A 24,776-nucleotide genomic window follows, 5' to 3' on the forward strand; every position below is an offset into this window, starting at 1 on the left:
CTTGTGTGCGACTCCGGGTTTCAGCGACGCACGAAGTCGAGGATCGCGGGCGCGACCATCGGCCAGACATCGAAGGGATGTCCGTCGCCGCGCGCGCCCGCCTCGAAGCCGCGCTCCCACGCGTCCTCCGGCCACGGCGGTTCGATCAGCGTGGAGTTCTCGATCAGGCAGCTCATCTCGAGGGAGATCCGCTTGGGATGGTCGATATCGTCCTTGCCCCCGCGCACGAGCAGGGTGGGGGCGACGAGACCGGCGAACATGTCGTCGGTGATGCCGGGAATCGTCTGGCCCGGCTTCGGCACGTAGGCGTCGAGCCAGCGCAGCATCACCCGGATGAACTCGTCGCGGCCGACAGCGAGCAGGCGATCCTTGTTCCGCGGATTCTGCTCGATCCGCTCCTGCCATTCCGGCAGTTCGAGCAACCCCTCGATGCCCTTCATTCGGACGGCGGTCAGGTTCGGAATGATGTAATGCGAAGCGAGAGCGAGTAACCCGTAGTTACCACCGACGATGTTCCAGAGCACCAGCTCGGTCGCCGTCTCGGGGTAGCGGATCTGGGTCAGCACCGTATCCCGCGCGCCGCCCGAGCCGCCCGCCAAGATCACCGGCCCGGTGTCGAGCGCGGTGAGCAGTCCGTGCAGGGTGTCGGCGCGCATGTGCGACTCGCTCTGGCCGGTGAACTGCACCTCGCTTCTGCCGCAGTTGGGTCGATCCCACAGCAGCACCCGATGCCCGCCTGCGACAAGGGCCGCGGCCAAGGGGCGCACGCCGGGGATATCGGTGCTGTAGCGGCCACCGGGGGTTACCACGATCAATGGTCCGGCGTCGCCGAGTATTTCGTAGTAGACGTCGCCACCATTGATCTCTTGGAATGGCATCGGGTGAACTCCTGTGTTCGATCGTCACCGACAAGGCGTCGAGTGTTCGGAAACCGCGAGATGGCGCCGGTCAGAACACCTTCACCTGGCCGGGCAGCACCGGGACCGTGTCCGGCAGGCCGTAGGTTTTGATGCCGTTGCCGAACATGATGGCCTCCCTCGCGGATTCGGGCAGGTGCTTCACCAGCCAGCGCGGATCATCGAAGGTCCAGTGCGGGTAGTCGGAGGAGAACAGCAGGATCTTGTCGGCCTCCATCCACTCCAGCGCGCGGGTCAGCTCGGTCTTGTCCTCCGGGTAGTCCAGCGGCTGCGTGGTGAATTTGATGTGGTCTTTGACGTATTCCGACGGCTTGCGCTTGATCTCCAGCCACGGCTTGCGGGCGGCGTAGATCGCGTCCATCCGCCACATGAGCGGCAGGATCCAGCTGAACGCGTGCTCCACCAAGACGATTCGTAACGTGGGGAAACGGTCGAAGACACCGTCGAAGATCATGCTCATCACCTGATTGGCCGCGAGCAGCGAATAGGTGACCATGAAGTCGTGGTTGTAGCTGGGGTAGCCCACCGGCGGCATCGGAAGTGTTTCGTAGTTTCCCCTGCTCAGGTGGCAGGCGACCGGCAGGTTGTGGCGCACCGCCGCCGCCCAGACCTTGTCGTACATCGGATCGCCCCAGGCGGGACGCGGCTCCGCCCTGATCAGGATCTGCGCCATGTACGGGTGTCCCGCCCATTTCTCGATCTCCCTGACCGCGCCGTCGGGGTCCTCGGCGGCGGCGGAAATCGAACCGCGCCAGCGTTCGTGCCAGTTGTTGTGGCCGTCGAGCCAGTCCTGCGCCAACCAGGTGTTGGTCGCCGACGCCGCCGCCTGCGTGATCTCGGGTAGCCGCGCCATCCGCAGGCCGGGTTCGAGGATCGCGATATCCGATCCGGCGCCGATGATGAGCTGGCGGAACGCCAAATCCGGGTCGCTACCGGCGAATTCGCCGTCGGTGGGGAACGAGTCGATGCGCATGGCGTAGGAGTGCGCGTAGTCGGGGGCGTCGTAGACGATGGTGTCGCCGACGTGGTGGGACAGGAAGTACTTGCTGCGGTGCGGTTCCGGAATGAGATCGGTGAGCCGTCCCTGCCGTGGCATGGGGTGCACGTCGGAGTCGACGACGCGGACCGCGACCCGCTCGGTACTCGGGACGCGGTGTTCGACCTCGGTCTGTGCCTGAGTCATGGGTGCCTCCAGGGTTCTGGCGGGGGCCACCACCGCCGATGCGGTGGGACGATTCCCGTCGGACGTGCGCGCTCGCGGCGGATGGGTCGCATTCGGATGGCCTCGTAACCCGAATGGGCACACACGCTTTCGCCCGCCGGGCCAACCCGCGGTCGGTGATCGACCGCAAGCGCATGGCAAGGCGCCGCCTGCGCACACTGGAACCAAATCTTTGTTCCGCAATGAACTGTACGTCGCGGCGATGACCGCGCGCAAGGGGGCGACGTGCGGTGGATCGCGCTTGGGCGACCCGGTTTTCGAGTCAGGATCCGTGCGATGACCAGTTCGGATACTGCTGTGGAGCTGCCTGCGCTCGGCGAAGAACGGCCGAGCTCATACTGCCGCGCCGCGCAGCAAAGTGGCGCGCGCGTGCGTGAGCGCCGCCTGCTTACCGACGCGGGCGACCAGGCTCGGCGGCATCCAGATCAGGTCACGTACACAGGCCGACAACCGGCTGATCGGGACGCCGTCGACTCGGATATCGCCGGTGCGCTGACCATCCTCGACCAGTGTACGAACCTGGCGCGCACGCTCTCTCAGCACGGTGAACAGGTCCGAGTCCGGTGGTGAAGTGCGAAACCACGCGCGCTGGATTTCGAATTCCTCGTTGAACCGATCGAGCGCGCTGAGATTGATCCAGGTCAACGCGTCCAGCTTCGTGATCGGTGTCGAATCGGTGGCGAGTACGGCGCGGTAGGCGCGCGAGAGTTCGGCGTAGAAGGTGCCCATGATCGAATCCAGCAGCGCCTTCTTCGACGGCACGGCCCGATACACGCTGCCTGCGCCCAGTTGCGCCGCCGAGGCGATGTCGCGCATGGTCGTCGCCTCGTAGCCGCGCCGCGCGAATTCGGCGCGGGCCACCGACTTCACCAGCGTCGATTTCGCCGAGTCGCCGCGCTGTTCGTCACCGTCCTGCTGCGACCAGGTGTCGATGGTCTTGCGTGCCGCGCGCATGGCGGCCGACTCGTCGAGTGCGGTGTCCCCGGGTGGCTCGCTCGCGAGGCCCTCGAACAACAAGCGGCACAACACCGGTGCCACGCGTTCGGCCGAGGTCTCGCGGTGTAGCACCGAAAGGCCGCAGTGCAGCATGGTCTCGCACAGCTGTTCCGACAGGTCAGCGAGCTCGACTTCGGCGCAGAACCAGCCGACCTCGCGCGCGGCGATCAGGAGGGCGAGCATCGCGTCATCGATGAGTCGGGGTCGTTGCTTGGCCAGGCGCACCAGATGTGCACTCGCACCGGCGTGTGGCTCGTAGATCGACAGTTGCAGTGCCGCGCGGTGTGCGAGCGCGCAGGTCGCGATCCGGGTGGCGAACTCCGTGATTCGTTCGGCGGCCACGTCTTTCGAGGTGATCTCGAGGGGGACGGGTGCGAGCTCGGCGATCTCGGCCAGGTCGCGGTGGTAGCTCTCCAGCAGTTCGACCGCGATCGACTCCTTGGAATCGAAGTGGTGATACAGGCTGCCGGGCAGGATCCCGCTGGCGTCGGCGACATCCTTGAGCAATGCCGCCGCGTAGCCGGAGGACTCGAACAGCTCGGCGGCCGCACGCAGGATCTGTTCGCGACGCTTGCTGTCGGTGCGCGCCGTATCGGTGTCCGTGCTCGCCGTATCGGCACTCGTGTGCGGGTGTTCGGTCCTCGGCATCGCCTCGCGCATAGTCAGAGCATAACGGCGCGAACCAAAATTCCGTTCCGCGTGTCGGGGGTCGTTGTGCCCGGTGACCTCGAAGAACGCGATTTGCCGTGGGGTGAGCGCGATTTCGCGGCCTTGCGGTGACGTTGACCACAGCCGATAATCCATGCTAAGCATGTGCACAGCGTCTTGTGCTGTGCGAGTGCACAGCATGTGGCTGGTGGCTGGCATTCGCCTCGGCTGCCTGCGGTTCGCTGGATTCCCAGCCTCATCCAGTTGTCCCACCAGTTCACGCGGGCGTCGAAATGTTCGGTAGTGAGGAGCCTGCTGTGAGCACGATCGACCACGTTGATTTCTTCACCGACCCGTCGGTGGTCGCCAATCCGTGTCCCTACTACGCATCGCTGCGCGCGGGTGGACCCGTGCAGCGCGAACCGCACCACAATGTGATGGTGGTGACCGGATACGAGGAGGCCTCGGAGTTCTACCGCGCCAACGACAACTTCTCCAACTGTGTCACCGTCACCGGTCCGTTCCCGCCGCTGCCGTTCGAGCCGGTCGGCGATATCGGCGCGCTGATCGACGAGTACCGCGAGCATTTCCCGATGTTCGAGCACCTGGTCACCTTCGACGCGCCGAAGCACACCGCGCACCGGCACCTGTTGAAATCGTTGTTCACCCCGAGGCGACTGCGCGAAAACGAGGAATTCGTCTGGCGGCTGGCCGACCGGCAGATCGACGAATTCCTCGCACAGGGCAAGTGCGAGTTCATGACCGAGTACGCGCAGCCGTTCGCGGTGCTGGTCATCGCCGACCTGCTCGGCGTCCCGGAAGCGGACCGCGATGCCTTCCGCGTGCACCTCGGCGCGCAACGGCCCGGCGCGACCGACACCGAGCAGGCACTCACCGGCAACCCGCTGGAATTCCTGGAGCAGAAGTTCAGTGCCTACCTGGAGCAACGGCGTCGGGAGCCGGGCGATGACGTACTGAGCGCACTGGCGGGTGCGAAATTCCCCGATGGTTCGACACCGGAGATCATGGATCTGGTCCGGCTCGCCTGCTTCTTGTTCGCCGCGGGACAGGACACCACCGCGCGCCTGCTCACCTCGGGAATGCGCATTCTCGCCGAAAACCAGGAACTGCAAAAGCAATTGCGGGCGGACGAGACCAGGATTCCCGATTTCGTCGAGGAGACCTTGCGTTTGGAAGGACCCGTGAAGAGCGACTTCCGGCTCACTCGCCAGGCCACGACGCTCGGCGGCGTCGACATTCCGGCGGGAACCATGTTGATGGTGTTGCCCGGCGCGGCGAATCGCGACCCCTCGCGATTCGAGAATCCGGACGAGTTCGATATCGACCGACCGAATGTGCGCGAGCACGTCTCGTTCGCGCGCGGCATCCACACCTGCCCGGGCGGGCCGTTGGCGCGGATGGAGTCGCGAGCGAGCCTCCAGCGAATCCTGGCGCGGATGGCGAACATTCGGATCTCGGAGACCGAGCACGGACCCGCCGACAACCGTGACTTCGAATACGAGCCGACCTATATCCTGCGTGGCCTCAAACGCCTGCACCTGGAATACGAGCCGGTGGAGTAACAGCGGTGGACACGAAGTCGAGCGTCGGCAAGGAGTGCGGATGAAGGTATCGATCGATCCGACCAAATGCGAGGGCCACGCGGTCTGCGCCGGGCTGGTGGCCTCGATCTTCGAGGTGGGCGACGACGATCTCGCCGTGGTCGACAATGCCGCGCTGGACGCCGCCGACGATGCGGTGCGCGTGCGGGTGCGTTCGGCAGCCTCCGCCTGCCCGACGATGGCGATCGAGGTCGCGGAATAAGCGCCGAGCGGGACGGGGCGCAGGTGCGCCCCCGTCCGTGGACGCAGGCCGAGTTGTCGCGTCTGATGGACGTGCGACCGTGCGGGCAAGGTCGCTACCTCGCGCCAGCACACGGCAGCTCCGAGCGCAATGTGGTCGAGGCGGGGCAGTTGCTCGCGGACGCCGTGGTGGCCGCGGCGAAGGAGGTGCCAACCCAGCGCGTGGTGTCGGCGTCGATGATCTTTTCCCGGGTCGTCGCGCACGACGCGCCGCTGCTGGTGCAGCTCGAGGTGCTGCGGACCGGACGCACCTTCAGCACCGTGCAGGCGCACATCCACCAGCGCGGGGTGCTGTGTTGCGCCGGGGTTGTGCTGTTGGACGCGGGCGCACCGGATCTGATCAGTGCCACGGCACCCATGCCAGCGGTGGATCCCCCCGATCGGCTGCGGTCGCTGGCGATACCGGGAGCGGTCGTCGCGGGCAGGGACATGCGCGTCGTCGATGACGCGGGAAACCTGGACGCGGATACGGTCGGTCCGCCGGAGATCAACGTGTGGACGCGTTTCCAGGACGCGCCCGATGCCGACTACCTGCATGCGGCCCTGCTCACGCACTCCGTCGCGCATTGGACGGTGGACGCCGCGCTGCGCCCGCACGCGGGGTTCGGCGTCGGGATGGCCCATTCGCGGATCTCGACCGGAATCACGATGGTCACCGTGACGTTCCACGAAGAGGCCGATGTGACCGACTGGCTGCTCTACGCCACCCGCGCCACCTACGCGGGGCGCGGACATGCTCAGAGCGAAGGACAGGTCTTCACGATCGACGGCCGCATGGTCGCCTCCTACGGCGTGCACGCGATGGTGCGCGAATTCCGCGCACCCGATGCGGCGGGCCGGATCGCGGGCGACACCTTGCTCTGACCGAAGGAAGGAACGCCATGCCGGAATCCGGCTACACACAACGCCCCGACTATCGGGTGGATGTCCACCGCGTCCGCAACCTGATCCGCGTCACCCACGGCGACCGCACCCTCGCGGAGACCACCGCCGGGCTCGTGGTGGCCGAACAGGACCACGGGATCGTGTTCTACCTGCCCGCCGCCGATGTGCGCCTCGACCTGCTGAAGCCGGACGAGACGACCTCGCGTTGCCCGTTCAAAGGCACCGCCAAGTACTGGCGTCTGCCCGACGAGGACGGCCCGGTGGCGTGGACCTATCCCGAGCCGTACCAGGAGGTCGCGGTGCTGCGCGACCACATCGCCTTCTATCAGGACCGGATTTCGGTGGAAGTAGGAGTCGCGGTGCCAGCGGTGAGCGGTCGGTAAGTAGCACACCTCGCCGACCCGCCCGGCGCCTATCGCGCAGGGCGAGAGAGTAATACACGCACGACGGTGTGTATGCGGCCGACTCGCGATTGGGCAGGACCGACGCAGCCCGGTAGCTGGGTGTACGCCGCGGTGGACCGATGGTCGGGCACGACTGACGGGCCTTGGGTCGGCGAGTTGTGCGGTCGTGGGTGACCGGGTGGTTCGATCACCCACGGATACCGAACCTGCTACCGGCGCCAGCCCGAGCAGTCATCCGTGGCGGGCTGGTCGACACTGCGGCTGACGCTGTGCGCGTGGCAGGCGTCGTCACGGTCCGCTCTTGGACGAGGCGCCCGATCAGCGGTGGTGTGCTCCCCGGAATCGGGTTATCACTCCTGGTGTGTCTCGGAGTTCTCTGTGCCAGCGAGGAATTCACGCAACAACGCGGTCACAGCCTCGGGTTGTTCGACCGTACTGGAGTGGCCGCAGTCGGGGATTCGGTGCAGGTGCGCGCCGGGGATAGTGGCGGCGAGGTGGTCCGAGCGTGCGGGGGGCGTGGCTATGTCGTCGGTGCCGACGATGACCTGCGTCGGTACCGTGATCGAGGCGATCTCGTCGTCGACCGAGAGGCGGTCGGCGACGCCGAGGACGGCTTTGCGGGTGGCGGCGCGGTCGAGGCGGCGTAGCCGAGTGGCCCATTCGTCGAGCAGGGGAGCGTTGGCCGGGTCGTCGAGGAAGCGCGGGCCGAACATGTGCGGGCGGACCTTGCCGAGGATCGGGGTGGGGCCGATGATCCGCATGGCCAGGGCGAGGCGCTTGTATTCGCTGATCTTGTCGGCCTCCTCGGCGCCGGAACTGGTGTCCAGCAACGTCAGTGAACGCAGCAGCTCGCCGTGGCGTGCGGCGATCCGTTGACCGACGAAGCCGCCCATCGACAGTCCCACCCAGTGCACCGGGGGCAGGTCGAGCGCGCGCAGCACCGCGATCGCGTCGGCGGTGAGGGTGTCCATGTCGTAGCCCCGTGCGGCGGGCGGGGTGTCGCCCTGGCCGCGCCAGTCGATCGTGACGCAGCGATACCGTGCGCGCAAAGTCGCGATCTGCTCGCGAAACATCCAGCCGCCGAACAACAGTCCGTGGCCGAACACGACGGTCTCGGCGTCCGCGCGGTCCGGAGGTGCACCGGTGTCGGTGTAGGCGATGTCGGCATCGTCGACCTTGATGATCGGCATCGTTACGCTCCCGGGATTTTCACATTGCGCATGGTGACCAGTGCTGTGGCACACAGGATTTCGTCGTCGTTCTCGCTCTCGATGGAGAATACCTCGGCGGCGGCGATGGTGATCAGCGCCCCTGGCTTGATCACCCGGCCTCGGGCGACCACCTTCGAGCCCTTGGCCGGGGCGAGGATCTTCACCGTGTAGTCGATGGTCATATTGACCCAGCCGGGTTGCAGCAGCGTTCCCGCCGCCGAACCGGCCGCGAAGTCGGCCAACGAGCCGAGCACGCCCCCCTGGAAGTACCCGTCGTGTTGGGTGAGTTCCTGTCGATGCGGTTGCACGATCTCCGCCGCGCCCGGCGCCAGGGCGCCGAAGCCGAACCCGAGATGTTGTGCGGCGGGCATGCTGAGCACGGCGGCGGTGACCGCTTGCTCGAAATGCGGGTTCGACGCTTGCCAGGTCGGCATCGGTGCTGCTCCTCTATCGCTGGCGTGCTGGTTGGTCGACAGGCGTAGGTTCGGACCCTGATCCGGTGGTCGAATAACGGTCTCTGGCGTCGGCACGCATGATCTTGCCGCTGCTGGTCTTGTGCAGGGTACCGGCCGGTGCGAGCACCACCTCCGCAATCGACAAACCGTGCTCGCGCAGCACCGCCGCCTTGATCGCGCCGGTGATCTCCGTGCGATCGATATCGACGGCGTCGCGGCGAGTCTCTTGGACGAGGACTACCCGATCGGCCTCCCGTCCCGGCACCGTGAATGCCGCGCCGCCTCCGGCTCGGAGGTCGGAATGCGCTGCGGCGGCGGTGTATTCGATATCGTGCGGGTAGTAGTTGCGCCCACGCACGATCAGCACATCCTTCAACCGGCTCACCACATACAGTTCGTCGTCGACGAGCAGGCCCAGATCGCCGGTGCGCAGATAGGTGCGGTCGGGCTCGTCGGCGCAGCGGGCCAGGAAGGTTCGCTCGGTGGCCTCGGGATTGTCCCAGTAGCCTTGCGCCACATGATCGCCGGAGACCCAGATCTCACCGACACGGTCCGCGTCGCAGGGTAGTCGGGTGTAGGGATCAACGAGGCGCAGCGACTGACCGGGAAGCACGCGTCCCGAGCCGAGGAGGGTATTCGTCCCTGCCTCGGTGTGGACGTAGCGCCGCAGACGCAGCGCGTCGGCGTCCGCGTCGACGGTGCGAGGGCCTCGGCCCGGCCAGGAACCCGTTACCAGCAGGGTGGCCTCGGCCAAGCCGTAGCACGGGTACCAGGAATTATTGCTGAATCCGTGTGGTGCGAAGGTTTCGGTGAAGCGAGCGAGTGTCGCGGCACGGATCGGCTCGGCACCGTTGAACGCCACCCGCCAGCTGCTCAGCTCGAGATCGGGCATCGTGCCAGCCGCCGCACGTGCCACGCAGGCGTCGAAGGCGAAGTTCGGGCCGCCACTGGTATGCGCGCGGTAGCGGGAGATCGACGTCAACCAGAGCAGGGGTCGGCGAATGAAGGTGCTCGGCGCCAGCAAGATGCTCGGCGCGCCGACATACAACGGCTGCAACACATTCCCGATCAATCCTTGGTCATGGAACAGCGGTGCCCAGCCGACCACGGTCGAGTCCCGGTCGTGGCCGAAGCCGAGGCGGATCATTTCCTGATTGGCGACCAGGTTGCGGTGGGTGACCCGCACGCCTTTGGGAGTCGACGTGGAGCCGGAGGTGTATTGCAGGAACGCGAGAGTGTCGAGCGCGGTCGGCTCCGGCTCGAAAGCGTCTGGTATGGCGGGAATCTCATCGACGGCAAGCCAGCGCCGCACCGGGTGAATCTCCGAAAGCGCCGGGACCAGTGCCGCGCGCATCGAGGAGGTGGTCAGTACCGCCGAAGGACGGCAGTCGACGACAATCGCACGGGTGGCCTCCTGAACTCGGTCGCGGCGTGGCGGATTCACCGGAACCGGGATGACGCGTGCGTAGAGGCATCCGAAGAACGCGACGAGGAACTCCTGGCCGTGCCCGAACACCAGCAGTGCGCGGTCGCCGGACGCACACGCCTCATTCAGCTGTTCCGCTGTCGCGAGTGCTTGATCGTACAGGGCGCGATAGGTCAATATCGTTGTCTCGTCGCCGTTCTCGTCCAGGAACCGGTAGGCGATGCGTTCCGGTTCCTCGATCGCGCGGCGTCGGAGTACGTCCGGCAGTGCGACTGTCATCGCACACCGCGCAGACGCACAGGCAGCGCACGCAGTCCTCGGACGAGAACGGTGTGGTCCTGCCACTCCAGCCGCTCGTCGCACAACACGAGATCGGCCGAGCGGTGATACAGGTATTCGAAGGCCACGCGCGCCTGGAGTTCGGCGAGCATGCCGCCGAGGCACCCGTGCATACCGTGGCCGAAGGCCAGATGGTCGCCGGTGTTCCTGGTGAGATCGAACTCGTCGGGACGAGCGAAGGCGGCGGGGTCGCGATTGGCCGCACCCAGGCACAGCAGCACCTGATCGCCCGCCTCGATCCGATGGCCGTCGACAGCTATCGCGCGGGTGGCGACTCGTTTGGTGAGCTGTAATGGGCTGTCGTAGCGCAGGGATTCGGTGACGGCGGCGGGGACGAGTTCGGGTTCGTCGCGCAGGAGCGCGGCTTGCTCCTCGTTGCGCAGCAAGGCGAGCACACCATTGCCGATGAGTGCCTTGGTCGTCTCATTGCCCGCGACGAAACACATCACGCAGACGAAGATCAGTTCCTCGTCGGTGAGGCGATCGCCACCGACGGTGCGTGCGGCCGATAATCGGCTGATCAGGTCCGTGCCAGGTGCGCTGCGGCGTTGCGCGAGCACGGCGGCCAAGGCGTCGACGAATGCGTCCACCACCTCGCGCACGCGCGCGAAATCACCGGCCCGCATCAGGCCGGGCTCCAGGAGGAACCGGATGTCGTGGGTCCACGGCCCGACCTTGTCGTGCAGGTCGGCGGGCAGGCCCATCCATTCGCACAACACTGCCACCGGTAGCGGCGCGGCCAGGTCGCCGATCACGTCCAGTTCGCCGGTGCGCCACGCCGGTTCCAGTAATGCGCGCGTCGCGCGCTCGACGATCGGTCGCAATTCGGCGACGGCGCTCGCGGTGAACACCCGGTTGACCAGACCGCGCAACCGCGCATGATCGGGATTGTCGGTGAACACCAACGATTTTCGGCCCAGTGCCGAGATCCTGGTTACGTCGTGGCCGCCGGTGCGTTCGGCGTGCGCGTCGACCAATCGGGGGATCAGCCCCGCGCTGAAGGAGCGGTCGCGCAGCACGGCGCGCACGTCGGCATGCCGGGTGAGTACCCAGGTGCCGAGCGTCTTGTGCACCGGTTCGGCGGTGCGCAAGCGTTGGTAGAGCGGATAGGGGTCGCGACGGAAGTCCGCGCTGAACGGATTGAACCGAACACGTGGCTCGGCACTGGTTTTCGTCGTCATCGGGGGCGCGAGTTCCCGTCGGTGAAATAGCCGCCGTAGGGGCGCAGAACCAGGCGCAGTAGGCCGATCTTGCCCATACGGAAACCGAGCGCCGACAGCTTGAGGTAGCGCTCGTAGCGTGCCACCACCTCCGCGCCCACCAGTGCGGCTGCCTCGCCGCGGTTCTCGCGCAGCCGTGTGGCCCATTGCTGGCAGGTCCACGCGTAGTCCAGGCGCCCGTTCTCCAGTGTGGTGATCTCGAAGAGGCCCTCCGCCGCGGCGGTGATCTGGGTGAGTGTGGGCAGGTCGGCGTCCGGGAAGATCTCTTGCTGCATGAATGTGCTCGCCTGTGCCGCGGACATATTCGCGTAGACGATGGTCTGCAACGACAGTGCGCCGTCATCGTGCAACCAGTCGCGGCAGCGGGTGAAGAACTCCCGATACACCGCGACCTTGGTGTTCGGGTCGTCATCGGGACGAGCGAAATGCTCGAAGGCGCCGATCGAGATGATGCCGTCGAACTTGCTGTCGGGTCGGTAGTTGGTCCAGCTCTCGGTACGCACCTCGACACCGGGATATGCTTGGGCACCGATGTATTCGGCCTGCTGCCCGCTGAGCGTGAGCCCCACCGAGTGGCGCACGGACCGGTTCGACAGTTCGTGCAGGATCGCGCCCCACCCGCATCCGATGTCCAACACCGTCGAGGCGTCGTTCGCGCCGATCGCGTCCAGGTGGAATCGCAGCTTGTGCTGTTGAGCGACTGCCAAGGTGTCCTCGGCGGTCTCGCGTCGCGCACACGAGTAGGTGAGCGAGGGGTCGAGCCACAGCCGGTAGAAATCGTTGCCCGCGTCGTAGTGGTGCCGGATCGCGGCCGCCGCAGCGGTGTCGCGCGCTGAGTTGTCGGTATGGGGCGTTGGGCGGGCGATGGATGCGGTGTCGGTGGCGAGCCCTGTCACGGAAGCGGCCGCTACGTCGGCGGGAGCAGGTGCTGCGCTGGCCGTTGGCACAGTGTTCGCGCGGATCACAGCGTCGACGGTTTCGTTCACGACTCGGCGACGCTGGGGGTGAGATGCGCGTGGAGGTAGTCCGCGACCGCATCGAGATTCGGGTTGTCGAACAGGTCCTCCGGCGCGAGGTCGACGCCGTAGCGTTCCTCGACCTCCATCAACAAGGCGACCGCGACCGCGGAATCCACGCCGAGCCGGTCGAAATCGGCGGCGGGGTCGATCGTGCTCGCCGCAACCTCCAACAGCGTGCCCAGGTACTGCTGGCACCAGGCGACGATGGCTTCTCTGCTCGTATCCACGGGAATTCCTTTACGTTGCGGGACGGGTGGAGCCGGGAGTGATGCGTTTGGCGGCGATGCGCGTGCGCGAGGGCACCTTCAGGTCCCAGGCGAGGCCCAGTACGGCCAACGATTTGATCAGCCAGAAACCGGGGTCGAGTCGATACCAGTCCAGGCCGAACGACGGCGAGTCCGGGAAGGCGTGATGGTTGTTGTGCCAGGACTCGCCCAGGGTCGCCAGCGCGAAAACCCCACCGTTATGGCTGTTTTCGCGCGATTCGTACGGTCGGGTGCCGAACATGTGCAGGAAGGAATTGATCGCCCACACGATGTGCTCCAGTACGAAGATGCGGACCAGACCACCCCAGAGCAGTCCGCTCACCGCTGCGGTCCAGCTCATCGTCAGCACGCCGCCGAGTACGGCGGGAAGGGCGAGCCCGAGCAAGACCCAGTAGTAGTACAGGCGGGAAATACGTACCAGCGCACGGTCTTTGATCAGATCGGGGGCATAGTGCACGACGTTCGGGTACTCATGGCGGCGCATCCAGAGGAAATGTGAGTGCGCGAGCCCACGCAGCCTGCCGCGCCACCCCTGGCCGGACAGATTCGGCGAATGGGGGTCGCCCTCGCGGTCGCTGTACTCGTGATGGCGCCGATGCAACGCCACCCAGGACACGACGGGCCCTTGCCCCGCCATCGAACCCGTCACGGCGAGCACCCACGTCACCCACGGCCGTGCCTTGAACGTGCGATGGGTGAACAGCCGGTGATAACCCACGGTCACCCCGAGCCCCGTGATCAACCACATCCCGAACAGCAACGCGAAATCGGTGACCCCGAATGGCCGCACCGCGAGAAACGCGACCGCGGCGACCGTCCCGAGGATCGGCAGAATATCGAACAGCAGAAAGTGCCGACGTTGCAGCCGATGGATATACGGACTGTCGATCGTCTTCCTGCGCGCGCCGGGCCCATGCCCTGTCTGTCCGCTCGCCGTCGACGACACTTCGCCTTCGGTCATCTCCTACACCCTCATCAGCGTCAGCCCCCGAACCAGCAGGTCCACCCGAACCTAACGCCGGAGCGGGGCGCACCTGCTCGGCTCGGCACCGGTACCGATCGGCAGATCGGAATCAGCTATCGCCGGGCGCTGGTTGCGCGGCCCACGCTCGCGGTGGGCCAGCGACCGTGCAGGCAACCGGAACCGTCGCGACCGCACCGGCACGGCGGGCAGCTACGGGTGTCGCGCGCTTCTGAGCGCGTCACCGCGGCAGAGCAGCTGTGGCGAAAGCGGTTTCGGACGAATGTGGGTGGCGTGCGTCGTCAGCCTGTGGCGTGTCGCAGCATGAACACGGTGGCCGCGATCGCCAGAAGCAGGTACAGCCCAGGAAAGGCGATGTTGTAGTACACGCTCGCACGAAGGTGCGCGATCACGGCCCCGATGAAGAATAGGACCAGGCCGATGGCGGCGGCGACGCCCAGCCAGGCAAACGCTGTCAGCCCGACGACGAGACCGATGGCACCGGCCAGTTTCACCGTGGCGAGGTACGGCACTGCCCACGCGGGAACGTGCACCTGCGCGGAGTTCGTCACCACGAACTCCGCCCTGGTGTAGTCGACGACGGCGATGGACGCGTTCGCCACGACGCACGCGATCGTGGCGATCAGCAGCGCGCTCACGCGTCGAACCCGCCGGTTACCCCGGCGCCGCGAACGGTTTCCCGTCGTGCGTCGATGTGCGTGTGGACCGTGGCTGTGTGTGGTCGGCCTGATCGGAACCGGAACGTCTGTACGCTCATGGTCAGTGCCTCCTTCGGTGTCGGGTGACGTGCGAGATCTGGTCGTTCAACCATCTCGACGCCCAGCACCCAGGAAAGGTGACACCGGTGGCTTTTTCCCTCGACTCGACGTTCGACTCGGAACGTCGGCATCTGACGGCCGTGGCCTTTCGTCTGCTCGGCTCATTGCACGACGCCGAGGACGCCGTGCAGGACACCTGGATCAAGGCCGCCACCGCCGATGCCGGCGACGTTCGCAACCCCGCCGCCTGGCTGACCACCATCCTCACCCGCGTGTGCCTGGATCGCCTGCGAACCCGCCAGCGCAGAGGTGAGCACCCGTTGCGGGCGGATCCGACCGTCACCGAGGCGATCGCCGCCGACGAACACTACATAGGCCGCGAACGTGTCTCCCGTGCGCTGATGGTGGTCCTCGACCAACTCACCCCGCCGCAACGCGTCGCCTACATCCTGCACGACCTGTTCGACTTTCCGTTCCGGCAGGTCGCGGATGCTCTCGGCATCAGCTCGGATGCCGCGAAGCAGCATGCCAGCCGAGCCCGGCGAAGAATCGAAACGTCCCGCCCGGATACCACGCCCAACTCCGCGAGGGATGACGCTCTCGTTGAGGCGTTTCTCGCAGCCGCCGCCGGTGGCGACCTCAACCGCATGCTTTCGCTGATGGCCCCCGACTGCGTGCGCCACGCCGACCCCGCGCTCCTTCCGGACGGCGCACAACGCGTCGTCGCGGGCGCCGCCTCGGTCGCCGAGGAGACACGTCTGTTCGCTGGTCGAATTCGTTCCAGCACAGCGATTGTCATCGACGGTCGCCCAGCACACGGCATAGCACCGGGCGGCCACCTACTGGCCATCATCGATATCACCGCGAAGCACGGCTTGATTACCCGAATCGATATCACCCGTCCCACGGCGCGCCCGGTGCTTACGATGGCGCCGACAACTACCTGCCCCGCATGAACTAGTCGATACTCCAGCCGTGCTACGAGGGCGGACGACGCTGCGATCGGCACGCGAAATGTGACGCGGAAGGCCCGTCCACTCTCGTGTCCTGCTGTGCCACCGACGAATTAGTCGCCATCGTGCGCTGGAGCGGGTGTCCGGTGCCGAGGATCGGCCGCGGCGTCCGGTGCGGCTATTCCAGCGACGAGCGATGGTGACGCCGAGAATTCCTGACCCAGCGGCCGATATCGCTGCCACCACCCGCCCCCTGCGGCGCCCGTGGTGAGCAGCTCCCCGCAGGGCGCGTCCAGCGTCATCAACAGTGCGGGGTGTGCGGTCGCGCGACGTGAATCAGACCGAGCGTGCGAGCAACAGGGTGACAACGAATCTAGCTCCACCGGTGGGGGATTCGGTGACGGTGATGGTGCCGCCGTGCTGTTCGACCACGTCGCGGACGATGGCGAGGCCGAGGCCCGCGCCGCCTTCGTCGCGGCTGCGGGCGTCGTCGAGGCGGACGAAGCGTTGGAAGATGTGGTCGCGGTCGGATTCCGGGACGCCGGGGCCGTCGTCGGTGACGGTCAGTACGGCGGTGTCGTCGATTCGGTTCAGGTCGACTCGCACCGTACTGGTGGCGTGCCGTTGGGCGTTGTCGACCAGGTTGCACAGGACGCGGGAGAGCTGAGGTCGGCTGCCGGACACTGTGATCGGTGTGCCGGGTAGGGCGGTCTCGGCGGGGAAGCGGTCGTGGGCTCTGCGGGACAGTTCGGTGCGGATCAGCGCGTCGAGGTCGATGCTGTCGGCGCGGGGCCGTTCGCCCGCGTCGAGTCTGGCCAGCAGCAGCAGGTCAGCGGCGAGGTTTTCCAGGCGCACCGTGTCTTCGATGACGCCGTCCAGCTCCAACAGATGCGGATGCGCCTGCGCGACCTCGAGTTGGGTGCGCAGGCTGGCGATCGGGCTGCGTAGTTCGTGCGCGGCGTCGCCGATGAAGCGGCGTTGGCGTTCGGCTGAGGCTTCCAGTGCGGCGAGGGTGTCGTTGGTGGTGACGGCGAGGCGGGCGATCTCGTCGCGCGAATTCGGTTCGGGCACACGGCGAGACAGGTCGCCGCCCATGATCTCCACGAGTTCGGTGCGGATGGATTCGACCGGGCGCAGGGCGCGGCGGGTCACCAACCACGTCACGGCGGCCACGATTGCCAGCAGTGGGCCGAGGCCAAGCAGCATGACGCGGCGGACGTCGGCGACGGCGCTGTCGGCCGCTTCGAGTGAGGCGCCCGCGTAGAGGGTGACGGGTTGTCCGTTCGCGGTGGCGGCGAGGGTCGCGACGCGGTAATCGTTCGCGGTGTCGTCGTCGATGGTGAGATGCGCTTGCGTGAAGGTGATTTCGGCAGCATCCGAAGTCGGCGCCTGGGCTGATGCGGCCTGGGGTTCGGTGTTGTTTTCGGTCAGGCCGTGGTGGTCCTTGTTCTCGGTGGCGCCGTCGCCCTTCTCGTGGGCCTCGTGGTCGCTCTTGTGCTCGGATTCGCCAAAGGTTCCGGTCGAGTGTTTGTCCGAGTCGGGGCTGGCATGCTCGTCGTCAGCGTCGTCAGCGTCGTCAGCGTCGTCAGCGTCGTCAGCGTCGTCAGCGTCGTCAGCGTCGTCAGCGTCGTCAGCGTCGTCGTCTGAGTCGTCGTCGTTCGCGTGATCGCGGGTCGTGCTCGTCGCGTAAGGGTCGACGTCGAGCAGGGGAGTGCGCAGGTGCAGTCCGTCGTCGGTGGCCAGAACCCGACGATCCGCCGAAACCACCTGCACCGGTTGATCTTCGGGATCCGGAAGCCGTAAGCCCGCGAGTCCCGTGCCCGCCGACAACTGGGTGGCGACATTGCGCGCAGTCGTCTCCGCCTGCATGTCCGCGCTCTCCACCAGATTGTGGCGTAGCGCCGCCAGGACGATGAGGCCCGCGGCGGTCATCGCCACCGCCACCACGACGGTGGCACCCGCAGTGGTGCGTGCGCGAACCGAACTCCACCACGCCCCACGACGATTCGCGCGCTCAGGCACGCTCGACCACCAGACGATATCCCGCCCCGCGCACGGTGGCGATGGACCGGCAACCGAACGGGGTGTCGATCTTGCGGCGCAGGGTACTGATGTAAACCTCGACGATGTTCGGGTCGCCGTCATAGGCGAAGTCCCACACGTGCTCGATGATGTCGGATTTGGACACCACCTCACCGGCGCGGACCGCGAGATATTCGAGCACCGCGAATTCCTTCGCCGTGAGTGACACCTCGTTTCCGCCGCGGCGGCAGGTGTGGGTGTTCGGGTCGAGGACGAGATCGCCGACCTTGAATTCCTTTGCGCCGCCGCGGGTCCTGCGCCGCAGCAGGGCACGGATGCGGGCGAGTAGCACCACATAGGAGAAGGGTTTGGTGAGATAGTCGTCGGCGCCGGTGTCCAACCCCTCTGCCTCGTCGTACTCGCCGTCCTTGGCGGTGAGCATCAGCACGGGCGTCTCCTGCCCCGCGGCGCGCAGTTCGGCGCACACCTTGTAACCGTTCATCCCCGGCAGCATGAGGTCGAGAATCACCAGGTCGTAATCGGTGGTGGTGGCCATGTGTAGCCCGTCGATACCGTCGTGCGCGAGGTCGACGGCGAAACCCTCGGCCGACAGACCATTCGACAAAGCGTTGGCGAGACGCTTCTCATCCTCCACGATCAGCAGGCGCATGCACACAGGGTGGCAGACCGAACCTGAAATCGGCTTCAGGCGGCTTCAGTTTCGGTTCAGCCGAGACCTGCCACAGTGCTCACCACAGTCGAGAAAGTCACTCTCCCCGGAGGTTTCATCATGAGCATCATTCGCCGCGCGTTCACCGGTTTGCGTTGGATCCTGGTCGGCGCCGTGGTCGCCGCCGTCGTCGTCGGCACGAGCGCCGCGACGGCGTTCATCGCCGCCGACCCGTCCGGGTACCAGGGCCACACCGTCGCCTTCGAACGGCCGACCCCGGAGTGGTCGCTGACCGCCGCGCCCGGTGTCGATCGCCAGCAAGCGATCGACGAGGCACTGCGCGCCGTACCGGGCGCCACCGTGGTCGAGGCGGAACTGGACACCGACAATGGCGTGCCGGTGTGGGACATCGAGCTGCGCACACCCGAGGGCATCGAATCCGAGGTCCATGTCGATGCCGGCACCGGCAAGATCATCGACACCCACCGCTGATCGGGTTGTTGCCGGGTGTGGCGCTTCCCGCGGATCGAGTCGGGCTGGACGGATTCGGTGTGCGGGAAGCGCCACACCCGGTTCGGTGGTGTCGACCTGCCGTCGTGTGTCGACAGCATGCGCGGCCGGCGCGGCGTCGTCACGGGATGCCATGCGGCGCAGGAGTTGTGATGTCGAACCGGCGGCGAGTCGAGTGCGGAAGGTTGACGTGCTGTCGGGTGGGCAGCTGAGCGAGTCGTCAGCGAATCAGCTTCGATCGCTCGGCGAGCGACACGCACGGCCCGAGAGCGTGCGCGGAGACATCCGAGGGGGACTCGGCCGGGTGTTGTGGCAGCGACCGTCGAACACGACGGAAGCCGCCCGGTCCGGGGACGCGGGAGGCTTCCGCCGCCGGCTCGATCCGGTCAGCCCAGTTCGGCGAGTTGCCCGACGGCCGGAGCCACGCCGTCGATCCATGCGGCAGGCGAGCCGGTGGGCGGGATGACGATGACCTGTTGCACACCGATTTTCGCGTAATCGGCCATCTGCTTGACGAATTCGTCGCGGTTGTCCAGTTCGGGGCCTAAACCGTGCGAGGTGATCGTCGTGCGGATCGCGCTGAAGTCGCGCCCGAGGTCGTCGCAATGGCGCCGCAGCACGTCGAGCTTGTGGGCGACCTCGTCGGGTGTGGTGTCGAACAGGTTGCACGCATTGCCGTACTGGGCCACCAGGCGCAGCGTCTTGCGCTCGCCGCCACCGCCGATCAGGATCTCGGGACGGTGAATCGGCTGTGGGTTGCACAGCGTCTCGGCAAGTTGGTAGTGCGTGCCTTCGAAGGGACCGTTGTTGTTCGGGTCCCACATCTGCAACGCGATGCGCAGCGCTTCTTCCAGTCGCTCGAACCGCTCTTTGGTCGACGGGTACGGCACGCCGAGTCCTGCGTGTTCGCGATCGAACCACGCCGCGCCGATGCCGAGTGCGGCCCTACCCTGCGACAGCACGTCGAGCGTGGTGACGATCTTCGCGAGCAGTCCTGGGTGGCGGTAGGTGACGCCGGTGACCAGCAGGCCGAGCTTGATGTTCGAGGTGTGCGCGGCGAGGAAGCCGAGCGTGGTGTAGCCCTCGAGCATGTTCGCTTCGGCGGGCAACCCCGTCGGTTCGATCTGGAAGTAGTGGTCCATGAACGACAGCCAGGTGGCGCCCGCGGCTTCGGCCGAGGCGCCGACCCTGGCGAGTTCGCCGGCGATGGCGGTGGTGCCGCCGTCGATGTCGAAGATCGGTACGTGAATTCCGAGTTCCATCGCGTGCTCTCCTTGTGGTGTGAACGAGCTGTGCTCACGCTATGACTTGGAGTGCGCTCCAAGTCAAGGCGTCGAGTCGACCTGGCGCCCGCGGAGGTAGTTGCCCGCCAGGTTCACGTCGGGATCCGAACTTTCACCGATCGTCCCCGGAGAATTCCCGGGGTGTACCTGGTCGTCGAGGCTCGGCGAGACGACAATGCTGGTGGATGTTGCCCGACACCCGCCGGGTGCGGCCGAGGCGAGTCGTCGGTCCCGATGTTGACATGGAGCGCGCTCCAGGTCGTAGCGTCGGACATCGCTAATGCTTGTCGGCCACAGTTCGCGAAACGAGCACCGACGTGCGTGAGAACAGGAGACCCGCATGATCCCCACCAGGAACCTCGGCGAGCTGACCGTCGGCGCGCAGGGACTCGGCTGCATGGGTATGAGCCAGGCCTATGGCGTGCGCGACAACGACGACGAATCCATCGCCACCATTCACCGCGCGCTCGACCTGGGTGTGACGCTGCTCGATACCTCCGACGTGTATGGACCGGAGACCAACGAGCGGCTGGTCGGCCGCGCTATCGCGGGTCGAAGGGACGAGGTGGTGCTCGCCACCAAGTTCGGCATCGTCTGGGGCGAGGGCGGTTCGATGGGGGCGCGCGGCGACGCCGACTATGTAGCGGCCAGCTGCGACCGGTCGTTGGAGCGCCTGGGCGTCGACCACATTGATCTCTACTACCAGCACCGGGTCGACCCGGACGTTCCGGTGGAGGAGACGTGGGGTGCGTTGTCGGAGTTGGTCACCGCGGGCAAGGTCCGCTACCTCGGCATCTCCGAGGCGTCGGCCGAGACCATTCGCCGCGCGCACGCCGTGCATCCGGTGACGGCGTTGCAGAGCGAGTGGTCGTTGTGGACCAGGGAGATCGAGGCCGAGATCGTGCCGACCTGCCGTGAGTTGAATATCGGCATCGTGCCGTTCTCCCCGCTCGGCCGCGGCTTCCTCACCGGCGCGATCACCTCTACCGCCGAGTTGCCCGCCGACGACATGCGCCGCGGCTTGCCGCGGTTCGACGGCGACAACTTCGACAAGAATCTGGCGATCGTTGCCGCGCTGCGTGCGCTGGCCGCCGAGAAAGGCATCACCGCAGGGCAATTGGCGCTCGCCTGGGTGCACAGCCGCGGCGACGACGTGGTTCCGATTCCCGGCACCAAGCGCAGGACCTACCTCGAGGAGAACGCGGCCGCGGCGCAGATCGTGCTCTCCGAGGACGATCTCGCCCGTATCGACGCCGCCGCACCGGCCTCGGCTTTCGCCGGAGCGCGCTACCCGGAGCGCTTGGCGCGGGCGGTGAATCGCTGAACCGCTCAGGGTCGCGCACGGCCGGCAGGTTTACGCCGAGGGGTGGGGGTCGGCCACCGACGAGGTACTGACGATCGGCGACGACTCGTGGGCATAAATGCTGGGGGTGGGCGCCGCACCATTTCGGCGTGAGCAACACGTGCTCCGGCTGCTGCGCCGTCCGTGGAGGCGCCCGCGGCGGCACTGGCGCGGATTCCCGGAACCCTGTTACCGGTCGGTGCATTCACTCGAGTGGCCGCCGCGCCATCTCGGCTTGGGCGCGCACCGTGCCTTCGGCCGGGGCGTCGCCTGCCGAGATGGTCGCGGTGGTACGTGGTGGATGAAGGTCGCCGAATACCTTTTCCCGCAGCGATTTCAGGCGTCGACGCGACGTCGACCGGCATCCGGCGGCGGCGCGGGCCGAGTGACTTCGAGCGGGCTGCCCTCGGCGATCGCGCCGCGCGCACGCCTCCGGTACCGGCTGCTTCAGCGCTATGGACAACCGTTGTGCCGAGCTTGTCCACGGTGTGTTCCGCGCGCCCGTTGCCGGCTCGGCGCCGGGCGCGTTCGAATCAGCGGCGTGCGGCGGTATCGCGTTCGGGCAGGTGCACGAGGATCAGCCCGACCCCGGCGATCAGGAAGTTCTGGAGGGCCGCCGATGACGCGTCGACATCGTCGTTCGCCCACATGCGGAACCATTCACCGCCGACGGTCAGGAATCCGCCCGCGAACAACAGCACGGCCATCGTCCATCCCAGGCTCGAAAGTCCTACGGCCACGGCGGCACCCGCGGTGGCGTCGCGACCCCGTCGCAGTAGCACCCTTCCCCATTGCAGCGCGCCGGCGAGTAGTGCGAAGGCGATGAGGAATTCCCAGATCACGATGAGGATGTAGGCGACAAGCGCGACGTTGCCGTTGGTGATCGCGCGCCAGTCCGTTCCGCCCTTGTGGATGGTCGATTTCATCGACAGCACGGCGGCGACGGCATTGCGGTTGGTGTCGGTGTCGGTGCAGTTGGTGATCGCGACGAACAGGTAGTAGAACCCGGTGATCGTGGCCAGCGCCGCGACCGCGGCATTTCTACTGCCCGCGACATCGAGAAATCTTGTGCCGTTCACCTTCATGTCACTACCTCCACGATGTGCGCGTTCGTCCGACGCCCCGGTGCCTGTCGGGCACGCCCGCTTCGAGATGGTGCCGCCAATACCACCTTCCCGCAAGACCATTCGATGCTCCCGCTGGTGGGAGCGCGTGGTCGTGTTCGCGCGCACCGGTGCGACCGCGCGTGGCTGGCGTGAACGACCGTTTTGCTGAGAGGATGCCCTCATGTCTCCCGAGTGTTGTTCGTGCACGGTCGAATACCCGGTCGAGACCACCGAACCGGCTGGTAGGCACGGCCATCGAGGCTGGGTGCCGCTGTGGCTACGCGACTTTGCGACCGACCGGAAATAGAGAGATTGGAAGTCGATACATGCAGGTCACTTACCAGATGTTCTTCACTGGGCGCGCCAAGGAACTCACCGATGCCGAGTTCTACCGCAGGGAGCTGGCGCTGGCCGAACTGGCCGAGCCGCTGGGGTTCGCGGGGATCTGGTGTGTAGAGCACCATTTCGACGGCGACTATTCGATGTGTCCGGACAATTTCGCTGTGCTCAGCTATCTCGCGGCCAAGACCGAGCGGGTCACGCTGACCACCGGCGGCGCCATTCTGCCGTGGAACGATCCGCTGCGTATCGCGGAGAAGGTCACGCTGCTCGATCATCTATCCGGCGGGCGTGCCCGACTAGGTGTCGGTCGTGGGCTCTCGCAGAAGGAGTACGACGTCTTCGGGATTCCGATGTCGCAGGCGCGCGGGCGTTTCGACGAATCATTGAAGATGATCCTGGAAGGTCTGGAGACCGGCACCGTGCAGGGGGACGGCCCGTTCTACCCGCAGGCACCCGCGCCGATTCGGCCCGCGCCGCTGGCCTCGTTCCGTGACCGCGTCATCAGCATCGCGATGTCGGGGGACTCGCGGGTCGCGGCCGCGCAGGTCGGCGCCGCGATCGCCTCGTTCTCGCAGTTCCCGATCGAACAGCACGCCGCCGACTTCGCCGAGTACCGCGAGCTCTACCGCGCCAACCACGGCGTCGACGCGCCGCGTGTGGTCCTTTCGGACTCGGTGTACTGCTCCGAAGACCCCGAAGAGTCGCGTCGGACCTCGAAAGAGGCGATCGACGTTCACTTCGCGCTCACCATGAGTCACTACGGCTTGGACAAGTCCGGCCATTTCGACGACATCAGCGGCTACCAGTCCTACGCCGCCATGGCCGACGCGATGATCGCGGCGGGCAAAGAGGCGGCGGCCGAGGGGTATTGGGCCGCGCAGCTCACCGGGACCCCCGAGCAGATCGTTGCGCGGATCGTCGAACGCTACGAGGCGTTCGGCGACTACGACCAGAACTGTGGATTCTCCTGCGGCGGCATGGATCACGACAAGGCGGAGGCGAGTATGCGCCTGTTCTCCCGCGCGGTGCTGCCGCGATTGCGCAAGCTCGGCATCGTCACCTCGGACTGAGCGGGCCCACCGCCGACGGCACCGCTCCCGCGTAATTCAGCGCGGTCGAGCGGTGTCGTTGTTCATTTCGCGGAGGTGGTTTCGTCAGCGGGTGGTGTATCCGCCGTTGGCGAAGATCGTCTGACCGGTGACCCAGCCGCCGTCGGTGACCAGGAAATCGACCAGGGGCGCGATGTCTTCGATGCGGGTGAGCCGTCCGCCGAGGCCCTGCGATTTGTGGAACTCGACTCGCTCGGGGGTTTCCTGCGGGTAGAAGAACGGCGTATCCATCGGGCCGGGCGCGATGGAGTTGACCGTGATCAAGCGTTCGCCGAATTCCTTGGCCGCCGCGCGGGTGAAGTGTTCGACCGGGCTCTTGGACCCCGCGTAGGTGGAGTAACCGTCGGTGAAAGCCGCGAGTAGCGCGGTCACGATGGTGACGACGCGTCCCCCGTCTTCGAGCCGTTTACCCGCTTCTTGGAGGAAGAAGTACGCGGCCTTGGCATTGATCGCGAACATCGAGTCGTAGTCGGCTTCGGTAGTTTCGGTGATCGGCTTGCGCAGCACCTTGCCCACGGTGTTGACGGCGATGTCCACGGAACCGAATGCCGCGACGGCCGCATCGAACAGCTCGACGATGTTCGCGGGCACGGTCAGATCGGCCTGGAACTTGGCCGCTTTCGACCCCGCGGCCTCGACCGCGGCCACGGTCTTGTCCGCGTCGGGTTCGCTGGCGTCGCTGTTGTAGTGCACCAGCACGTTGGCGCCGCGTGCGGCCAGGTGTGTGCTGATCAGTCCGCCGAGGTTCTTCGCGCCCGCCGCTACCACCGCGGACTTGCCTGCCAGCTCTTGCGTCATGGTCGAGCCCCTTTCGTCAATCGGGAACGAA

The 24,776-nt window shown here is 66.5% G+C and carries 24 protein-coding genes; 8 read left to right on the forward strand and 16 right to left on the reverse strand.

All coding sequences use genetic code 11. From position 1 onward, the window contains the following. Positions 1 to 20 precede the first annotated feature (20 nt). From ABEA50_RS20770 to ABEA50_RS20780, 3 genes are all read right to left on the reverse strand, one after another. A complete protein-coding gene (locus ABEA50_RS20770) occupies positions 21 to 878 on the reverse strand; it encodes an alpha/beta fold hydrolase (RefSeq protein WP_345497252.1) in 858 nt (285 codons plus the stop codon). Positions 879 to 948: 70 nt separating this feature from the next. Further along, positions 949 to 2,100 (reverse strand): amidohydrolase family protein, encoded by a 1,152-nt coding sequence (locus ABEA50_RS20775; RefSeq protein ID WP_345497253.1) that lies wholly within the window; start codon positions 2,098 to 2,100, stop codon positions 949 to 951. Between the two features lie 372 nt (positions 2,101 to 2,472). Next, a complete protein-coding gene (locus ABEA50_RS20780; protein WP_345497254.1) occupies positions 2,473 to 3,795 on the reverse strand; it encodes a TetR/AcrR family transcriptional regulator in 1,323 nt (440 codons plus the stop codon). Between the two features lie 305 nt (positions 3,796 to 4,100). On the opposite strand from ABEA50_RS20780, the gene ABEA50_RS20785 reads away from it, so the two are divergent. The 4 genes from ABEA50_RS20785 to ABEA50_RS20800 are packed head-to-tail and all read left to right on the forward strand — an operon-like array spanning position 4,101 to position 6,913. After that, a complete protein-coding gene (locus ABEA50_RS20785; protein WP_345497255.1) occupies positions 4,101 to 5,366 on the forward strand; it encodes a cytochrome P450 in 1,266 nt (421 codons plus the stop codon). Between the two features lie 40 nt (positions 5,367 to 5,406). Then, positions 5,407 to 5,607, forward strand: coding sequence for a ferredoxin (locus tag ABEA50_RS20790; RefSeq protein WP_345497256.1), 201 nt, complete (start codon positions 5,407 to 5,409; stop codon positions 5,605 to 5,607). A 23-nt stretch (positions 5,608 to 5,630) separates the two neighbouring features. Beyond that, positions 5,631 to 6,509, forward strand: a complete 879-nt coding sequence (locus ABEA50_RS20795; RefSeq protein ID WP_345497257.1) for an acyl-CoA thioesterase — start codon at positions 5,631 to 5,633, stop codon at positions 6,507 to 6,509. 17 nt (positions 6,510 to 6,526) lie between these two features. Beyond that, positions 6,527 to 6,913, forward strand: coding sequence for a DUF427 domain-containing protein (locus ABEA50_RS20800; RefSeq protein ID WP_345497258.1), 387 nt, complete (start codon positions 6,527 to 6,529; stop codon positions 6,911 to 6,913). A 371-nt stretch (positions 6,914 to 7,284) separates the two neighbouring features. On the opposite strand, the gene ABEA50_RS20805 is transcribed toward ABEA50_RS20800, so the two are convergent. The 8 genes from ABEA50_RS20805 to ABEA50_RS20840 form a co-directional block, all read right to left on the reverse strand. Then, on the reverse strand, positions 7,285 to 8,124 hold the full coding sequence (locus ABEA50_RS20805; RefSeq protein ID WP_345497259.1) for an alpha/beta fold hydrolase: 840 nt from the start codon (positions 8,122 to 8,124) through the stop codon (positions 7,285 to 7,287). 2 nt (positions 8,125 to 8,126) lie between these two features. After that, positions 8,127 to 8,579, reverse strand: a complete 453-nt coding sequence (locus ABEA50_RS20810) for a PaaI family thioesterase (RefSeq protein WP_345497260.1) — start codon at positions 8,577 to 8,579, stop codon at positions 8,127 to 8,129. 13 nt (positions 8,580 to 8,592) lie between these two features. Beyond that, a complete protein-coding gene (locus tag ABEA50_RS20815; RefSeq protein WP_345497261.1) occupies positions 8,593 to 10,305 on the reverse strand; it encodes a fatty acyl-AMP ligase in 1,713 nt (570 codons plus the stop codon). Then, on the reverse strand, positions 10,302 to 11,546 hold the full coding sequence (locus ABEA50_RS20820; RefSeq protein ID WP_345497262.1) for a cytochrome P450: 1,245 nt from the start codon (positions 11,544 to 11,546) through the stop codon (positions 10,302 to 10,304). Before ABEA50_RS20820 ends, ABEA50_RS20815 begins: the two co-directional genes overlap by 4 nt. Further along, positions 11,543 to 12,571 (reverse strand): class I SAM-dependent methyltransferase, encoded by a 1,029-nt coding sequence (locus ABEA50_RS20825; RefSeq protein WP_345497263.1) that lies wholly within the window; start codon positions 12,569 to 12,571, stop codon positions 11,543 to 11,545. Before ABEA50_RS20825 ends, ABEA50_RS20820 begins: the two co-directional genes overlap by 4 nt. Then, the gene (locus ABEA50_RS20830; RefSeq protein WP_345497264.1) at positions 12,568 to 12,831 is read right to left on the reverse strand and encodes an acyl carrier protein; all 264 of its coding nucleotides are present in this window, start codon (positions 12,829 to 12,831) and stop codon (positions 12,568 to 12,570) included. Before ABEA50_RS20830 ends, ABEA50_RS20825 begins: the two co-directional genes overlap by 4 nt. A gap of 10 nt (positions 12,832 to 12,841) precedes the next feature. Further along, complete coding sequence (locus ABEA50_RS20835; protein WP_345497265.1) at positions 12,842 to 13,831, reverse strand: acyl-CoA desaturase; 990 nt, start codon at positions 13,829 to 13,831, stop codon at positions 12,842 to 12,844. A 302-nt stretch (positions 13,832 to 14,133) separates the two neighbouring features. After that, a complete protein-coding gene (locus ABEA50_RS20840; RefSeq protein ID WP_345497266.1) occupies positions 14,134 to 14,490 on the reverse strand; it encodes a DoxX family protein in 357 nt (118 codons plus the stop codon). Positions 14,491 to 14,696: 206 nt separating this feature from the next. Here ABEA50_RS20840 and ABEA50_RS20845 point away from each other — a divergent pair, with 206 nt between their 5' ends. Then, positions 14,697 to 15,566: a sigma-70 family RNA polymerase sigma factor gene (locus tag ABEA50_RS20845; protein WP_345497267.1), complete on the forward strand. Its 870-nt coding sequence runs from the start codon at positions 14,697 to 14,699 to the stop codon at positions 15,564 to 15,566. 333 nt (positions 15,567 to 15,899) lie between these two features. On the opposite strand, the gene ABEA50_RS20850 is transcribed toward ABEA50_RS20845, so the two are convergent. Next, positions 15,900 to 17,585: a sensor histidine kinase gene (locus ABEA50_RS20850; RefSeq protein ID WP_345497268.1), complete on the reverse strand. Its 1,686-nt coding sequence runs from the start codon at positions 17,583 to 17,585 to the stop codon at positions 15,900 to 15,902. After that, on the reverse strand, positions 17,578 to 18,255 hold the full coding sequence (locus ABEA50_RS20855; protein WP_345497269.1) for a response regulator transcription factor: 678 nt from the start codon (positions 18,253 to 18,255) through the stop codon (positions 17,578 to 17,580). The genes ABEA50_RS20850 and ABEA50_RS20855 overlap by 8 nt, the downstream gene beginning before the upstream one ends. Before the next feature lie 120 nt (positions 18,256 to 18,375). On the opposite strand from ABEA50_RS20855, the gene ABEA50_RS20860 reads away from it, so the two are divergent. Beyond that, positions 18,376 to 18,747: a PepSY domain-containing protein gene (locus ABEA50_RS20860; RefSeq protein ID WP_345497270.1), complete on the forward strand. Its 372-nt coding sequence runs from the start codon at positions 18,376 to 18,378 to the stop codon at positions 18,745 to 18,747. 404 nt (positions 18,748 to 19,151) lie between these two features. Here ABEA50_RS20860 and ABEA50_RS20865 read toward each other — a convergent pair whose 3' ends face one another. After that, positions 19,152 to 20,027, reverse strand: a complete 876-nt coding sequence (locus ABEA50_RS20865; protein ID WP_345497271.1) for an LLM class F420-dependent oxidoreductase — start codon at positions 20,025 to 20,027, stop codon at positions 19,152 to 19,154. A 361-nt stretch (positions 20,028 to 20,388) separates the two neighbouring features. On the opposite strand from ABEA50_RS20865, the gene ABEA50_RS20870 reads away from it, so the two are divergent. Further along, positions 20,389 to 21,372 (forward strand): aldo/keto reductase, encoded by a 984-nt coding sequence (locus tag ABEA50_RS20870; protein ID WP_345497272.1) that lies wholly within the window; start codon positions 20,389 to 20,391, stop codon positions 21,370 to 21,372. A gap of 551 nt (positions 21,373 to 21,923) precedes the next feature. Here the strand turns inward: ABEA50_RS20870 and ABEA50_RS20875 are convergent. After that, complete coding sequence (locus ABEA50_RS20875) at positions 21,924 to 22,475, reverse strand: DUF2165 domain-containing protein (protein WP_345497273.1); 552 nt, start codon at positions 22,473 to 22,475, stop codon at positions 21,924 to 21,926. Positions 22,476 to 22,822: 347 nt separating this feature from the next. Between ABEA50_RS20875 and ABEA50_RS20880 the strand changes: the two genes are divergently transcribed. Further along, the gene (locus tag ABEA50_RS20880; protein WP_345497274.1) at positions 22,823 to 23,908 is read left to right on the forward strand and encodes an LLM class flavin-dependent oxidoreductase; all 1,086 of its coding nucleotides are present in this window, start codon (positions 22,823 to 22,825) and stop codon (positions 23,906 to 23,908) included. An 84-nt stretch (positions 23,909 to 23,992) separates the two neighbouring features. Here ABEA50_RS20880 and ABEA50_RS20885 read toward each other — a convergent pair whose 3' ends face one another. Next, positions 23,993 to 24,745, reverse strand: a complete 753-nt coding sequence (locus ABEA50_RS20885) for an SDR family oxidoreductase (protein WP_345497275.1) — start codon at positions 24,743 to 24,745, stop codon at positions 23,993 to 23,995. Positions 24,746 to 24,776 lie beyond the last annotated feature (31 nt).

The sequence above is a fragment of the Nocardia callitridis genome (assembly GCF_039543305.1).
In the GTDB taxonomy this organism is placed as follows: Bacteria; Actinomycetota; Actinomycetes; order Mycobacteriales; family Mycobacteriaceae; genus Nocardia; species Nocardia callitridis.